Source organism: Streptomyces sp. NBC_01077 (assembly GCF_045162855.1).
In the GTDB taxonomy this organism is placed as follows: domain Bacteria; phylum Actinomycetota; class Actinomycetes; order Streptomycetales; family Streptomycetaceae; genus Streptomyces.
This window is the reverse complement of the sequence record NZ_CP108669.1, coordinates 4,256,900-4,271,327: the sequence shown is the minus strand read 5'-3', so window position 1 is coordinate 4,271,327 and position 14,428 is coordinate 4,256,900. Positions and strand designations below refer to the sequence as shown.

General features: G+C 72.5%; 13 protein-coding genes. 8 read left to right on the top strand and 5 right to left on the bottom strand.

All coding sequences use genetic code 11. The features are described from left to right. Window positions 1–32: 32 nt before the first annotated feature. Entirely contained in the window at window positions 33–1,682 is a 1,650-nt protein-coding gene (locus OG462_RS18975) for a penicillin-binding transpeptidase domain-containing protein (protein ID WP_406059053.1), read from the bottom strand. 81 nt (window positions 1,683–1,763) lie between these two features. Beyond that, on the bottom strand, window positions 1,764–3,518 hold the full coding sequence (locus OG462_RS18970) for a dolichyl-phosphate-mannose--protein mannosyltransferase (protein ID WP_406059052.1): 1,755 nt from the start codon (window positions 3,516–3,518) through the stop codon (window positions 1,764–1,766). A 52-nt stretch (window positions 3,519–3,570) separates the two neighbouring features. On the opposite strand from OG462_RS18970, the gene rsmI reads away from it, so the two are divergent. The 6 genes from rsmI to OG462_RS18940 all read left to right on the top strand — a co-directional run bounded on the left by rsmI (window position 3,571) and on the right by OG462_RS18940 (window position 9,342). After that, on the top strand, window positions 3,571–4,458 hold the full coding sequence (gene rsmI / locus OG462_RS18965) for a 16S rRNA (cytidine(1402)-2'-O)-methyltransferase (protein ID WP_406059050.1): 888 nt from the start codon (window positions 3,571–3,573) through the stop codon (window positions 4,456–4,458). A 139-nt stretch (window positions 4,459–4,597) separates the two neighbouring features. After that, window positions 4,598–5,017, top strand: a complete 420-nt coding sequence (locus OG462_RS18960) for a hypothetical protein (protein ID WP_406059049.1) — start codon at window positions 4,598–4,600, stop codon at window positions 5,015–5,017. Between the two features lie 129 nt (window positions 5,018–5,146). After that, window positions 5,147–6,016, top strand: a complete 870-nt coding sequence (locus OG462_RS18955; protein WP_406059047.1) for a TatD family hydrolase — start codon at window positions 5,147–5,149, stop codon at window positions 6,014–6,016. A 98-nt stretch (window positions 6,017–6,114) separates the two neighbouring features. Beyond that, window positions 6,115–7,395, top strand: coding sequence for a ubiquitin-like domain-containing protein (locus OG462_RS18950; RefSeq protein WP_406059045.1), 1,281 nt, complete (start codon window positions 6,115–6,117; stop codon window positions 7,393–7,395). Between the two features lie 139 nt (window positions 7,396–7,534). Continuing rightward, window positions 7,535–8,407, top strand: a complete 873-nt coding sequence (gene rsmA, locus OG462_RS18945; protein ID WP_406059043.1) for a 16S rRNA (adenine(1518)-N(6)/adenine(1519)-N(6))-dimethyltransferase RsmA — start codon at window positions 7,535–7,537, stop codon at window positions 8,405–8,407. Next, window positions 8,404–9,342, top strand: coding sequence for a 4-(cytidine 5'-diphospho)-2-C-methyl-D-erythritol kinase (locus OG462_RS18940; protein WP_406059041.1), 939 nt, complete (start codon window positions 8,404–8,406; stop codon window positions 9,340–9,342). Before rsmA ends, OG462_RS18940 begins: the two co-directional genes overlap by 4 nt. Here OG462_RS18940 and OG462_RS18935 read toward each other — a convergent pair. Then, window positions 9,339–10,310, bottom strand: a complete 972-nt coding sequence (locus OG462_RS18935) for an SMP-30/gluconolactonase/LRE family protein (protein ID WP_406059040.1) — start codon at window positions 10,308–10,310, stop codon at window positions 9,339–9,341. The genes OG462_RS18940 and OG462_RS18935 overlap by 4 nt on opposite strands. Window positions 10,311–10,524: 214 nt before the next feature. Between OG462_RS18935 and OG462_RS18930 the strand changes: the two genes are divergently transcribed. Next, window positions 10,525–11,817, top strand: a complete 1,293-nt coding sequence (locus tag OG462_RS18930) for an acyltransferase (protein ID WP_406059038.1) — start codon at window positions 10,525–10,527, stop codon at window positions 11,815–11,817. Here the strand turns inward: OG462_RS18930 and OG462_RS18925 are convergent. Further along, window positions 11,804–12,217 carry a PIN domain-containing protein gene (locus OG462_RS18925; protein ID WP_406059037.1) on the bottom strand — a complete coding sequence of 138 codons (414 nt, stop codon included), beginning with the start codon at window positions 12,215–12,217 and terminating at the stop codon, window positions 11,804–11,806. The genes OG462_RS18930 and OG462_RS18925 overlap by 14 nt on opposite strands. Next, window positions 12,214–12,504 carry a CopG family transcriptional regulator gene (locus OG462_RS18920; RefSeq protein WP_406059035.1) on the bottom strand — a complete coding sequence of 97 codons (291 nt, stop codon included), beginning with the start codon at window positions 12,502–12,504 and terminating at the stop codon, window positions 12,214–12,216. The genes OG462_RS18925 and OG462_RS18920 overlap by 4 nt, the downstream gene beginning before the upstream one ends. Before the next feature lie 91 nt (window positions 12,505–12,595). On the opposite strand from OG462_RS18920, the gene OG462_RS18915 reads away from it, so the two are divergent. Next, window positions 12,596–14,401 carry an ABC-F family ATP-binding cassette domain-containing protein gene (locus OG462_RS18915; RefSeq protein ID WP_406059033.1) on the top strand — a complete coding sequence of 602 codons (1,806 nt, stop codon included), beginning with the start codon at window positions 12,596–12,598 and terminating at the stop codon, window positions 14,399–14,401. Window positions 14,402–14,428: the final 27 nt, after the last annotated feature.

Below are 14,428 nucleotides of genomic sequence, written 5' to 3'. Positions count from 1 at the left end.
CGACCGACTTCCGCCCCTCGGGCGCCGTGTGGCTACTGTCGCCCCGCCTTGAGTACCTGCGCCACCACCGGCCCCGCCGCGTCGCTCCCGTGGCCGCCGGCCTGGACGAGCGCCGCCGCCGCGAGGTTGCCCGAGTAGCCCGTGAACCAGCTGTCGGAGGTGGCCTGGTTGTCTCGCTCCGCCGAGCCGGTCTTCGCGCCCTTGGGGGACGGCACCCCCGCCATCGACGTGGCCGCGGTGCCGTTCCCGGTCGCCGCCGCGTTCATCATCCGCCGAAGCCCCTTGGCCACGTCGCCGGAGAGCGGGTCGGCGGTGGCGAACTCCCGGTCGTCGAGGTCCTTCGCCACCAGGTACGGCTGGAGGAAAGCGCCGTTCTTCGCGGTTGCGGAGAGCGAGGCGACGTTCAGGGCGCTCATCGTGATCTTGCCCTGGCCGATGTACGAGGCGGCGGTCTCCGACCCGGTCGACTCGGGGACGCTGCCGTTCGCGGCCGGGACACCGACGTTCCATTCGAGGCCGATGCCGAAGGAGCGGCGGGCGGTGTCACCGAGGGCGGTCCCCTCGATGTGCTTTTTGTTGAGGGGGCCGATCGCCTTGATGAAGGCGGTGTTGCAGGAGCGGAGGAACGATTCGGTCAGGGTGCCGTTGTCGATCTTGAAGCTCTTCAGGTTCTCGAAGCGGGTGCCGTCCCACATCACATGGTCCGGGCACTCGACGCGGCTGTCGGGCTTCGCCAGACCGTTCTGCATCATCATCGTCGCCGTGACGATCTTCATCGTCGAGCCGGGGGCCAACTGGCCCTGGAGGGCGGTGTTGAACTCCGTCGCCGGACTGTTGGCAACGGCCCGTATCGCCCCCGTCGACGGCTCGATCGCCGCCACCGACGCCTGGCCGTACGCCTTGACCGCCTTCTCCGCCGCCGCCTGCACGCCCGCGTCGATGGTGGTCTTCAGCGTGCCCGGCGTCCCCTTCCGCAGGACGAGGAGGGGGGCGTCGGCGACGGTCTCGCTGCCCGAGTCGATCCAGGTCTCGACGCCGGTGGACCCACCGACCTTGGAGCCGTACCGCTTGCGCAGCTCGTTCAGGACCGGCCCGAGCGACGGGTACTTCTCCGCGGTCAGCTCGACGTTGTTGCGGTCGACGGCCTTCACGGAGGCCGTCTTCGCGACGCCCGTGCGCAGGGTCGCGTCGGCGGTGAGCAGCTTCGGGTGGAGCACGGACGGCTGCCACTTCACCAGCGGCCGGCCGGTGGTCTGCCCGCGCACCACGGTCAGTTCGGAGGCGTACGACAGGTCCTTGGTGACGCCCTCGTACGAGATCGTCGCCTTCACGGTGAACGGCACCGTCGCCCCGACCGCCGCCCCCGGCGTGATCACCGCCTTCGAGACCTTCGCGCCGTCCCGGTAGGCCGCCACGGCCGGCCCGGCCGTCACCGGGTCGTTCGTCAGCTGCCCGGCCTTCTCCGGCTCTCCGGCGGCCCAGGCCGCCAGGAAGTCCCGCGCGGTCGTGGTGATCTCGTCGCCCGTGACGGGCCCGGTTCTCGGCGCAGGGGCGGACTTGGGGTCCGGGGCCGCGTCGCCGCCCGTGACTCCGTTCCAGAGGTTGTAACCCCCGTACCCGACCCCGCTCGCCACGACGACGAACACGCCTCCGACTATCGCGACCTTGGCTCCACTGCGCATGACTGCGGTTCCCCTCCCCAGGTGGACCCACGAGTCAAGCAGGCGTCACAGGCGTGTGTCGAGCGCCTTCGGAATCCTCTGTCACACCCAGGTGTCGAGCCACATCCGGTTTCTCCATTGGTCCAGCGGAATCGGAGTGCCCGTGTAGATCGGCCAGAAATAGATGAAATTCCAGACGATGAGAAGGACGATGCAGCCCGCCGCCACCGCGCCGAATGTGCGGCGTCTTTCCGATGAACCCGCGGGGCCGACGATCGCGCCCAGCATCATCGCCACCGCGAGACACAGGAACGGAACGAAGACCACCGCATAGAAAAGGAAGATGGTGCGTTCCTGGTAGAGGAACCAGGGGACCCAGCCGGCCGCGATGCCGCAGGCGATCGCGCCCGCGCGCCAGTCGCGGCGGAAGGCCCAGCGCCAGAGGATGTACAGGATCGCGAAGCAGGCGGCCCACCACAGGAGCGGGGTGCCGAGGGCCAGGACCTCCGCCGCGCACTTCTCCTTCGCGCCGGCCGGACAGCCTCCGGTGCCGGGCGCGGGGGACTCGTAGTAGTACGAGACCGGGCGGCCGAGGACGATCCAGGACCAGGGGTTCGACTCGTACGTGTGGGGCGAGGTCAGGCCCACGTGGAAGCTGTACACCTCGGACTCGTAGTGCCAGAGGCTGCGCAGCCACTGCGGCAGCCAGCCCCAGGTCCCGCTGCCGTCCAGCTTGTCCTGGTCGGCGGCCCAGCTCCGGAAGTAGCCCTTGTCGCTGACGATCCAGCCGGTCCAGGTCACCAGGTACGTGACGATCGCCACCGGGACCACCGACACGAACGCCGGGACCAGGTCCTTCTTGATCACCGCGAGGTACGGGCGGACCGCGCCGGCCGTACGGCGCCCGCCGACGTCCCACAGCACCGTCATCAGGCCGAAGCCCACCATGACGTACAGACCGTTCCACTTGGTCGCCGCCGCCAGGCCCAGCGTCACACCGGCCGCGATCCGCCACGGCCGCCACCCCAGTCGCAGGGTCTCCGCGATCTCCGCGTCGGGCCGCAGGACCCCCTCCTCGTCCTCCGGCAGCGCGCCCGCGAGCCGCTTCCGGGTCCGGTCGCGGTCGAGGACCAGACAGCCGAAGGCCGCCAGGACGAAGAACATCAGCACCTGGTCGAGGAGCGCCGTACGGCTCATCACGAAGTGCAGTCCGTCGACGGCGAGCAGCAGACCCGCCAGACAGCCCAGGAACGTCGAGCGGAAGAGGCGCCGGCCGATCCGGCACAGCATCAGGACCGACAGCGTGCCGAGCAGCGCGACCATGAAGCGCCAGCCGAACGGCTCGAAGCCGATCAGCTTCTCGCCGAGACCGATGACCCACTTGCCCATCGGGGGATGGACGACATAGCCGGGGTCGGTCGGCACGAGGACCGAGCCGGGGTCGCTGAGGACCGTCTTGTCGATGTCCTTCGGCCACGCCCCCTCGTACCCCTGGTTGATCAGGGCCCAGGAGTCCTTGGCGTAGTACGTCTCGTCGAATATCACCGCGTTCGGCTTGCCCAGGTTCCAGAACCTCAGCAGCCCCGCGACCGCCGTGACCAGGAGCGGACCGCCCCAGGCCAGCAGCCGCCACAGCCGCTCGGACCGGTCGGGGCCGATGCCGAGGAGCGACATCACGCGCGGGGACGGACGGACGTACGAGGGGACGAGCCGCTCCCGCAGCCCGATGGGTGCGGCGCTTCCGGCGGGCGGCACATAGCCGAAACGCCGCAGCCGCTTTTGCCACGAAGAGGGCTCTGCCACGGGCTCTGCCATGGGGTGCTGGCCCTCCAGGGCCTCGGGTGCGGTACTGGTCACCGCGCCATCGTAGGGAACGCGCCTGTGCACGTCGCCTCTCCGGGCTGGGAGGATGGGCCGTGTGACAGGAACGCTGGTACTCGCAGGGACCCCCATCGGTGACATCGCGGACGCTCCGCCCCGACTCGCCACCGAACTGGTGAACGCGGACATCGTGGCCGCCGAGGACACCCGGAGGCTGCGCGGACTGACCCGCGCCCTCGGTATCCACACCACGGGCAAGGTCGTCTCCTACTTCGAGGGCAACGAGTCCGCCCGTACGCCGGAACTGGTCGAGGCCCTGGTCGGCGGCGCCCGTGTGCTGCTCGTCACCGACGCGGGCATGCCGTCCGTCTCGGACCCCGGCTACCGGCTCGTCGCCGCCGCCGTCGAGCAGGACATCAAGGTGACGGCCGTCCCCGGTCCGTCCGCCGTGCTCACCGCGCTCGCCCTCTCCGGCCTGCCCGTGGACCGCTTCTGCTTCGAGGGCTTCCTCCCCAGGAAGGCGGGCGAGCGCCTCGGCCGGCTCCGCGAGGTCGCCGACGAGCGCCGCACCCTCGTCTACTTCGAGGCCCCGCACCGGCTCGACGACACCCTCGCCGCGATGGCCGAGGTCTTCGGCGCCGAGCGCCGCGCCGCCGTCTGCCGCGAGCTGACCAAGACGTACGAGGAGGTCAAGCGCGGCCCGCTGGCCGATCTCGCGGCCTGGGCGGCCGAGGGCGTACGGGGCGAGATCACCGTGGTCGTCGAGGGCGCCCCGGAGACCGGACCGGCCGAACTCGACGCCGAGGAGCTGGTGCGCAGGGTGCGGGTGCGCGAGGAGGCGGGCGAGCGGCGCAAGGAGGCGATCGCCGCGGTCGCCGCCGACGCGGGGCTTCCCAAGCGCGAGGTGTTCGATGCCGTCGTGGCGGCAAAGAATGCGGCTGGACCGGGCCCTGGAAACGGCAAAGGACTAATCTGAAAGGCAAAGCCGAACCCGGCGCCGGGACTCTCCGCAGGGCCCTTGGCAAGGGAAGAGCCAAAAGCCTTCCATGGTTCGACCCGTGCTGATGCGCTCCGGCCCGAAAAGGCGTCCACTGGATCAGTGGAGAGGAGCTGGCATGACCGAGATCACCGGCACCGGCATATCCGTCGCCCATGAGGCATACGCCTTCGCCTGCATGCGCTGTGGATACGGCTGGGAGCAGGCGTACGACATCGAGCACCACGTCGACGCCGCCGGCCACGAATTCGTCGTCTACAAGGCCGACGGAGAGCGGGTCCCGTCCCCGCTGTCCAGCCCCACCTGCATGAACTGCGGCGGCCACGTCGTCCGCATCATGCGCGCGGGGCAGGTGTCGTCGGTGCTCGACCTGATCGCCGCGACGGAGAAGCACCAGAGCGGGGCGAGGGCGACCAAGCCCGTATCGATGGCCGGCCCCATCGGTCAGGAGCTGACCGAGGACGCCCCCGAGCAGCCCCCGGTGCCGCACCACTGGCACCTGTCCGACCTCCTGCGCCCCTTCAGGCGTCACCAGTAACCCCCGGAGCAGTCAGGGAGTAGTCCCGCTCCGGTCCCGGAGCAGCCCCCGCCCAGGCCCGGGTCGTCCCGCCCCAGGCCCGGCATATCCCCGCGCGCCGGCACTCATGACCCTCGTACGATCGGGGTCATGAGTGCCAAGGACGCCCCGCCGCCGCTGCCCGAACCCCTTCTCGTGGAGGTCGCGGACTCGCACACCCACCTGGACCTCCAGTCCGGGACCGTCGAGGAGGCGCTGGTCAAGGCCGCCGCCGTCGGGGTGACCACGGTCGTGCAGGTCGGCTGCGACGTGAAGGGCTCCCAGTGGGCCGCGGAGACCGCCGCCGCCCACGAGCACGTGCACGCGGCCGTCGCCCTGCACCCCAACGAAGCCCCCCGGATCGTCCTCGGCGACCCCGACGGCTGGTCCCGGCAGGGAGCGCGGGAGGGCGGCGGCGACACCGCCCTCGACGACGCCCTCTCCGAGATCGACCGGCTCGCCGCCCTCCCGTACGTCCGCGGCGTGGGTGAGACCGGCCTCGACTTCTTCCGTACGGGCCCCGAGGGCATCGCCGCGCAGGAGCGTTCCTTCCGCGCCCACATCGAGATCGCCAAGCGGCACGGCAAGGCGCTCGTCATCCACGACCGCGAGGCCCACGCCGACGTGCTGCGCGTCCTGGACGAAGAGGGCGCCCCCGAGCGGACCGTCTTCCACTGCTACTCCGGCGATGCCGCCATGGCCGAGATCTGCGCCGCCAAGGGCTACTACATGTCCTTCGCCGGCAACGTCACCTTCAAGAACGCCCAGCACCTGCGCGACGCGCTCGCCGTCGCCCCGCTCGACCTCGTCCTCGTCGAGACCGACGCACCGTTCCTCACCCCGGCGCCCTACCGGGGCCGCCCGAACGCCCCCTACCTGATCCCGGTCACCCTCCGGGCGATGGCGGAGGTGCGCGGCATCGGGGAGAACGAGCTGGCCGAGGCGATCGCGGTGAACACCGCCCGCGCCTTCGACTACTGAGCCGCCCGTGACGGGCGATCCATTGATCCATAACGATTACGTGTAGTAGTCGCGTCGATCGGCAGGGTGACCGCCGCCGGGGCTAGTGTCCCGGCCTCGTGAGCACTTCCCAGGGCAGTCACCGCGCCGGACGGCGGGGCACGGCCGTCCCCGTCCACGAACAGCCCACCCAGGTGGCGCCCCTCGTCGCCCCCACCCCGGGCGCCGTGCCCGGCCTCGTCCCCGGGCAGGGGACCCGGGCCGGGTCCCGGCGCGCCGCCCGCCGCCGCAAGGCGTCCCGGCCCGCCGGGGAGGGACTGCGCAGGCTCGTCCCGCAGGCCCTCGTCGTCGCCTTCCTCGCCGGCGGCACCAGCGCCTTCGTCGCCGACGACAAGGCCGTCCGGCTCTCCGTCGACGGCGTCCCGCGCACCCTCCACACCTTCGCCGACGACGTCGACGAGCTGCTCGCCGACGAGGGCCTGGCCGTCGGCGACCACGACATCGTCGCGCCCGCCCCCGCCGAGGCCCTGGCCAGCGGCGACGAGGTCGTCGTCCGGTACGGCCGCCCGGTCGCCCTCACCCTCGACGGGCAGCGCCGGCAGGTGTGGACGACCGCCCGGACCGTCGAGGGGGCACTGCGCCAGCTCGGGGTCCGCGCGGAGGGCGCGTTCCTCTCGGTCTCCCGCGGCGCCCCCATCTCCCGCCAGGGCCTCGCCCTCGACGTACGGACCGAGCGGACGGTCACCTTCCTCGCCGACGGGCGCGAGCGGACCGTCCGGACGAACGCCGCCACCGTCCGCGAGGCCCTCGCCGAGGCCGGGATCACCCTCTCCGCGCAGGACGCCACCTCCGTCGCCCCGGGCTCCTTCCCGCGCGACGGCCAGACGGTCACCGTGCTGCGGATCACCGGCTCCAAGCAGACGCGCGAGGAAGCCGTGCCGTACGCCGTCGAGCGGACCCGCGACCCCGAGCTGTTCACCGGCACCGAGGTCGTCGAACGGCAGGGCGTGGCCGGCGTCCGCCGCGTCACGTACAGCCTGCGCACGGTCAACGGCGTCAGGCAGAAGCCCCGCCGGATCGGCGAGAAGATCGTCCGCGAACCCGTCAGCCGCCAGGTCCGGGTCGGCACCAGGCCGATGCCGACCTCCGTCGCGGGAGCCGACGGCCTCGACTGGGGCGCGCTCGCCGCCTGTGAGTCCGGCGGCCGCCCGAGCGCCGTCGACCCCTCGGGGACGTACGGCGGGCTCTACCAGTTCGACCCCGGCACCTGGCGCTCCCTCGGCGGCAGCGGCACCGCCCAGAACGCGCCCGCCGCCGAGCAGACGTTCCGGGCGAAGAAGCTGTACGTGCAGCGGGGGGCGAGTCCCTGGCCCCATTGCGGGCGGCGGCTGTACCGGTGAGCGCACCGGGCGGGCCACGCCCGGTACGGGTGTGCGCACCGGGCGTGGCCCGGGCGGTAGGGGTGTGCGCACCGGGCGTGGCCAGGGCGGTAGGGGTGAGCCGTAGGTCGGGCCTACCGGTGCCCCGTAGGCTGTACCGGTGAGCACCACCACCGGCCCCGAAAGCCCCGACGCCCTCCTCGGCCCCGCCGACATCCGTGAGCTGGCCGCCGCCCTCGGCGTACGCCCCACGAAGCAGAAGGGCCAGAACTTCGTCATCGACGCCAACACCGTCCGGCGGATCGTCCGCACGGCCGAGGTCCGGCCCGACGACGTGGTCGTGGAGGTGGGGCCCGGACTCGGTTCCCTCACCCTGGCCCTCCTGGAGGCCGCGGACCGGGTGACGGCCGTCGAGATCGACGACGTGCTCGCCGCCGCGCTCCCGGCCACGATCGCCGCCCGCATGCCCGCGCGCGCCGACCGCTTCGCGCTCGTCCACTCCGACGCCATGCAGGTGCAGGAGCTGCCGGGCCCGGCGCCGACCGCGCTCGTCGCCAACCTGCCGTACAACGTCGCCGTGCCCGTCCTGCTCCACATGCTGGAGCGGTTCCCGAGCATCGAGCGGACCCTCGTCATGGTCCAGGCCGAGGTCGCCGACCGGCTGGCCGCCAAGCCGGGCAACAAGGTGTACGGCGTGCCGTCGGTGAAGGCCAACTGGTACGCGGAGGTCAAGCGCGCCGGGTCCATCGGCCGCAACGTCTTCTGGCCCGCGCCGAACGTCGACTCCGGTCTCGTCGCCCTCGTCCGCCGCACCGAGCCGCTGCCGACCACCGCCACCCGGCAGGAGGTCTTCGCGGTCGTCGACGCGGCCTTCGCGCAGCGCCGCAAGACCCTGCGCGCGGCCCTCGCGACGTGGGCGGGCTCGCCCGCGGCGGCGGAGGAGGCCCTGGTGAAGGCCGGGATCTCGCCGCAGGCGCGCGGCGAGGCGCTGACGGTGGAGGAGTTCGCGCGGATCGCGGAGGCGAAGGCGTGAGCGGCGGTGCGGAGCCCCAGGGCGTGGAGTCCGGTGCGCCCCGCAGTGTCACCGTCCGCGTCCCCGCCAAGGTCAACGTCCAGCTCGCGGTCGGCGCGCCCCGCCCCGACGGCTTCCACGACCTGGCCAACGTCTTCCTCGCCGTCTCGCTGTACGACGAGGTCTCCGCGACCCCGGCCGCCGAGCTGACCGTCACCTGCGAGGGCCCGGACGCCGACAAGGTGCCGCTCGACCGCACCAACCTGGCCGCGCGGGCCGCCGAGCTGCTCGCCGCCCGGCACGGCATCTCCCCGGACGTGCACCTGCACATCGCCAAGGACATCCCGGTCGCCGGCGGCATGGCCGGCGGCAGCGCGGACGGCGCGGGCGCGCTGCTCGCCTGCGATGCGCTGTGGGGCCTGGAATCCTCCCGCGAGGAACTCCTGGAGATCTGCGCCGAACTCGGCAGCGACGTGCCGTTCAGCCTGGTCGGCGGGGCGGCGCTCGGCACCGGGCGCGGCGAGAAGCTGACGGAGCTGCCCGTCGGCGGCGGCTTCCACTGGGTGTTCGCCGTCGCCGACGGCGGGCTCTCGACCCCGGCGGTGTACGGCGAGTTCGACCGGCTCACCTCGGGCGTCGAGGTCCCCGAGCCGACCGCCTCCCCGGTCCTCCTGGACGCCCTGCGCACCGGCGACACGACCGCGCTCGCGGCCGCCCTCGCCAACGACCTCCAGGCGGCGGCACTCTCCCTGCGGCCGTCGCTCGCCGAGACCCTGACGGCGGGCACCGAGGCGGGCGCGCTCGCGGCCCTGGTCTCCGGCTCGGGCCCGACGACGGCGTTCCTGGTGAAGGACGCGGAGGCGGCCGCGACGGTCGCCGCCGCCCTGATCGCCTCGGGCACCTGCCGCACGGCCCGCGCGGCCACGTCCCCGGCGCCGGGCGCCGCGGTCCGCTAGTTCTTGTTCTTGGAGATCCGGGCCAGGAGCAGGTTCGGGTCCGGGTCCTGGGTGGCGAAGTAGGCCGCGCTGGGGACGTGGACGGTCTTGGCGCGGACCGCCACGGACGTCGGGTTGGCGAGGCCGTCCGCGCCGGTGAGGACGGTCTTGTGGGTGCCGTCGGAGCGGACGAGTTCGAGCTTGCTGTCCATGGCCCGCGCGGCCAGCGCGGTGTCGCCGTGCCCGGTGAAGGCGAAGTCGTCGATCCCGGTGAGCCCGGTCGCCCTGGTCTCGATGGGGCCGGCGGTCCGGTCCTCCTCGACCGGGATGCGGAGCAGGGTCGCGTGGGCGGAGTTGGACACCCAGACGGCACCACCGTGGATCTTGAGGCCGTTGGCGCCGAAGGGGAGCTCGGCGGTCGGCCGGAGGGCCGCGTCGTCGGCCCACACCGTGGGGGTTCCCCCGTCCAGCGGCACGCTCCACACGACGCCGTGCGCCGAGTCGGCGGCGTACAGGGTGCGGCACTTCTCGTCGAGGGCGAGACCGTTGGGGAACCCGTCGGCGGGAAGCTGCGCGATCTGCTCGGGCGCGCCGCCGTCGGGGCCGATGCGCCAGACGCCGGTCTCGGCGGTGCCGGTGGCGTAGTTGACGTACAGGGTGCCGTCGTGGGCGCGGGCGATGCCGCTGACGATCGCCGCGCCGAGGTTCGGGGTCTGCGGGTCGGTGATCTCGGGCAGCGTGGCGAGGACCGTCGTGGTGCCGTCCTCGGTGACCCGGGCGACCTGCCGGGCGAAGGCGAAGGTCAGGTCCGCCGAGCCGTCGGGCTCCAGGGCGATGTTCTCCGGGGTCTGCCCGGCGGCGAAGTCGAAGTGGTCGACGACGCGGGGATCGGACACGGTCGGATCGCCGGCCGACGCGGGTCCGGCCGCGAGCATGGCGAGGGCGGTGGTGGCGGTGGCGACGGCGGCCAGGCGTGGGTGTCTCTTCATGGGTCTCTCCTTGGGCGGTGACTCGGGGTGGTGACCTGAGGAGAACATGACGGGTCGTCAGTCGCGGGGCCCGGCAGCCGGGGCCGGGGGGTCGCCCGCGTGGCCGAGGGCATGGGGCCGGTTGGCACGCGCCGGGCGCCGGTACGCGTACTCAGCGGCCGGTTGAGTATCCGCGCCCTGTCGCCCCGACGGCCGGCCGCGGGACCGTACCCGCATGGGATTCAGCGCTCGCGAACTCGCCGCCGCCACCCCCGCGACGCGGGACCGGTACGTCGATCTGCTTCGGGTCGCCTCGCTCGGCGTCGTCGTGCTCGGGCACTGGCTGATGGCGGCCGTCACCGCCGGCGGAGACGTCGGCAACCTGCTCGCCGTCGTGCCCGAACTCCAGGTGGTGACCTGGCTGTTCCAGGTGATGCCGGTGTTCTTCTTCGTCGGTGGTTTCTCGCACGCCCTCGCCCACCGCTCCCGTCCGCAGTACGCGGCCTTCCTGCGGGCCCGGCTCCAGCGGCTGCTGCGGCCGACGATGGTGTTCGTCGGGGTCTGGGGCGCCGCCGCGCTCGTCCTCCAGCTGTCCGGGGCGGACGGAGGGCTCACCGGGGTGGCGCTGCGGCTGGTCACCCAGCCGCTCTGGTTCATAGGGATCTACCTGGCGATGGTCGCGTTCACGCCGCCGCTGCTGCGGCTGCACGAGCGGTGGGGCTGGGGCGCGTTCGCGGCGCTCGTGGGCGGTGCGGTCGTGGTGGACGTGCTGCGGTTCGCGGCGGACGTGCCGTTCGTCGAGTTCCTGAACTTCGCGTTCGTGTGGCTCGCGGTCCACCAGCTGGGCTTCCTGCGCGCCGACGGCATGATCCGCCGCCCGGCCCTGCCGGCCGCTGCCGGTCTGCTCGGGGCGACCGCGCTCGTCGCCCTGGGGCCGTACCCGCTGTCGATGGTGGGGATGCCCGGCGAGAAGGTCTCCAACATGGCCCCGCCGACCCTCGCCCTGCTCTGCCACGGCCTGTGGCTGGTCGGTGCGGTCGAGCTGCTCAAGGGGCCGGGGGCGCGGCTCGTGGCCCGCGCCGGGGTGTGGCGCGGGGTGGTCGCCGCCAACGGGATCGCGATGACGGCGTTCCTCTGGCACCTGACGGCCATGCTCGGGGTGTACGGGGCGATGCTCGGCCTCGGCGTGGAGCTGCCGGCCCCGGCGACGGGCGCCTGGTGGGCGCAGGTCCCGCTGAGGTTCGCGGCGGCGGGTCTCCTCACGGCGCTGCTCGTGGCCGCCTTCCGTCGCTTCGAGGCCCCGGTCCCGGCCGTCCCGGCGACCGACGCGGGCGGCCCCCTCGCCGCCCTCGGCATCACCCTCGCGCTCTTCGGCGTCCTGGGCCTCTCCATGACGGGCTTCGCCGGGCTCCTCGACGGTCACTCCGCCACCCTGGTCGCCGTCCCCGTCACGGCCCCGGCGGCTGTCGCCCTGGCCCTGGCGGGCTGGCTGCTCGTCGAGAGGGCGGGGCGGATCAGATCGCGATGACGGTTGCCAGGCCTCCGCACAGGACGACGAGGTCCTCCGGGTCCGAGGTGAGTACCGTGACGGGGCCCGGTGCCGCGAGGGCTGTCGCGGCGACCATCGCGTCGATGGCGTACGTGTGGCCGTGCAGCCCGTTCTCGGCCAGCAGTGCCGCCGCACGGCGCGCGACGGCGTCTGTCACGGGCTCGACGACGAGGCGGGAGAGGGTCCATTCCAGGGCCGCGCGATTGATGCGCGGGTGCATCACCTCCACCAGAGTGGCGGCGCTCGTCACGACGCGTAGGTCGTCCGCGCGGGCCAGCGCGAGCCAGGTGGTCACCTCGCGGTCACGCCGCACGGCCTTGGCCAGTCCCTCGCTGTCGAGGACCAGCGTGCCGCCCGGGGCGGCCTCGGGGCGCGTCACGCCGCGCTCGCCCCACTCGCCCCGGGCGCCCCTGTCGTTTCCGGGCCGCCCTGCTGCTCGCGGGCCCGGCGCAGCTGCTCGCGTCGTGCCTGGATCTCCGCGTCCGTGACCGGTCCGTGCTCGGCCTCGGCCACCGCGATGAGCTCGTTGAGATCGTCGCGCTCTATCTGCCGGGCGACCGCCGCCGCCACATAGGCCGAGAGTCCCGAGGGTCCACTGCGGGCCCGTGCGGCCTCCGCGATGTCGCGCGGCATGCTGATCGAGTACTTCTGAGTGGGCTCGCTCATGCTCCTTATGCTACTGCTGATGCCACCCGCTGCGGGGTGTGCGCGGCAACGTACTCTGGGAGATCGATCGATCCCCCGTACAGGAGTCAAAGTGGCCGTCAATCTGGTCAATGTCGAGGCTGTCAGCAAGGTGTACGGCACCCGTGCACTGCTCGACGGCGTCTCGCTCGGCGTCTCCGAGGGGGACCGGATCGGTGTCGTGGGCCGCAACGGCGACGGCAAGACCACCCTCATCCGGATGCTCGCCAGGCTGGAGGAGGCCGACACCGGCCGTGTCACCCACAGCGGCGGGCTGCGCCTCGGCGTGCTCACCCAGCACGACTCGCTCGACCCGAAGGCCACCATCCGGCACGAGGTCATCGGCGTCATGGCCGACCACGAGTGGGCCGGCAGTGCCAAGATCCGCGACGTGCTCACCGGGCTCTTCGGCGGGCTCGACCTGCCCGGCTTCGAGAACGGTCTCGACACCGTCATCGGCCCGCTCTCCGGTGGCGAGCGCCGCCGGATCGCGCTCGCCAAGCTCCTCATCGACGACCAGGACCTGCTCGTCCTCGACGAGCCCACCAACCACCTCGACGTCGAGGGCATCGCCTGGCTCGCCAAGCACCTCCAGGAGCGTCGCTCCGCGCTCGTCTGCGTCACCCACGACCGCTGGTTCCTCGACCAGGTCTGCACCCGCATGTGGGACGTGCAGCGCGGTGCCGTCCACGAGTACGAGGGCGGCTACTCCGACTACGTCTTCGCCCGCGCCGAGCGCGAGCGCATCGCCGCCACGGAGGAGTCCAAGCGGCAGAACCTGATGCGCAAGGAGCTGGCCTGGCTGCGGCGCGGCGCCCCCGCCCGTACCTCCAAGCCCCGCTACCGCATCGAGGCAGCCAACGAGCTGATCGCCGACGTGCCGCCGCCGCGCGACACCTCCGAGCTGATGAAGTTCGCCAACGCCCGGCTCGGCAAGACGGTCTTCGACCTGGAGGACGTGACCGTCACCGCCGGTCCCAAGATGCTTCTCGAGCACCTCACCTGGCAGCTCGGCCCGGGTGACCGCATCGGCCTCGTCGGCGTCAACGGCGCGGGCAAGACCTCCCTCCTGCGCGCACTCGCCGACGCCGCCGTCAGCCAGGGCGAGATCCAGCCCGCGGCCGGCAGCGTCACCGTCGGCAAGACCGTCCGGCTGGCCTACCTCTCGCAGGACGTCACCGAACTCCCCGCCACCCTGCGGGTCCTGGAGGCCGTCCAGCAGATCCGCGACCGGGTCGACCTCGGCAAGGGCCGTGAGATGACTGCCGGGCAGCTCTGCGAGCAGTTCGGCTTCTCCAAGGAGAAGCAGTGGACGCCCGTCGGCGACCTCTCCGGCGGTGAGCGCCGCCGCCTCCAGCTGCTCCGCCTGCTCATGGACGAGCCGAACGTCCTCTTCCTCGACGAGCCCACCAACGACCTCGACATCGAGACCCTGACCCAGCTGGAGGACCTCCTCGACGGCTGGCCGGGCTCCATGGTCGTCATCTCCCACGACCGGTTCTTCATCGAGCGCACCACCGACCGGACGCTCGCGCTGCTCGGCGACCGGGCCCTGCGGATGCTGCCGCGTGGCATCGACGAGTACCTGGAGCGGCGCCGCAAGATGATCGAGGCGTCCGTCCCGACGCCCGCGTCCGCGCCCGCGCAGTCGAAGCCCGGTGTCTCCGCGGCGGACACGCGCGCCGCCAAGAAGGAGCTGCAGAAGGTCGAGCGACAGCTCGACAAGGTCTCCCAGAAGGAGGCCAAGCTGCACGCGCAGATCGCCGACAACGCGACCGATTTCGAGAAGGTCGCGAAGCTCGACGCGGAGCTCCGGGAACTCGTGGGTGAACGCGAGGAATTGGAGATGCGCTGGCTCGAACTGGCCGAGGACGCATAACGAGGGCATCACAGGCCGGTCCTCCCT

What these genes read in the sequence shown, in the direction of transcription:
- OG462_RS18975 (WP_406059053.1), bottom strand. Translation starts at nt 1,682, where the DNA reads ATGCGCAGTGGAGCCAAGGTCGCGATAGTCGGAGGCGTGTTCGTCGTC.
- rsmI (WP_406059050.1), top strand. Translation starts at nt 3,571, where the DNA reads ATGGGCCGTGTGACAGGAACGCTGGTACTCGCAGGGACCCCCATCGGT.
- OG462_RS18960 (WP_406059049.1), top strand. Translation starts at nt 4,598, where the DNA reads ATGACCGAGATCACCGGCACCGGCATATCCGTCGCCCATGAGGCATAC.
- OG462_RS18955 (WP_406059047.1), top strand. Translation starts at nt 5,147, where the DNA reads ATGAGTGCCAAGGACGCCCCGCCGCCGCTGCCCGAACCCCTTCTCGTG.
- OG462_RS18935 (WP_406059040.1), bottom strand. Translation starts at nt 10,310, where the DNA reads ATGAAGAGACACCCACGCCTGGCCGCCGTCGCCACCGCCACCACCGCC.
- OG462_RS18930 (WP_406059038.1), top strand. Translation starts at nt 10,525, where the DNA reads ATGGGATTCAGCGCTCGCGAACTCGCCGCCGCCACCCCCGCGACGCGG.
- OG462_RS18920 (WP_406059035.1), bottom strand. Translation starts at nt 12,504, where the DNA reads ATGAGCGAGCCCACTCAGAAGTACTCGATCAGCATGCCGCGCGACATC.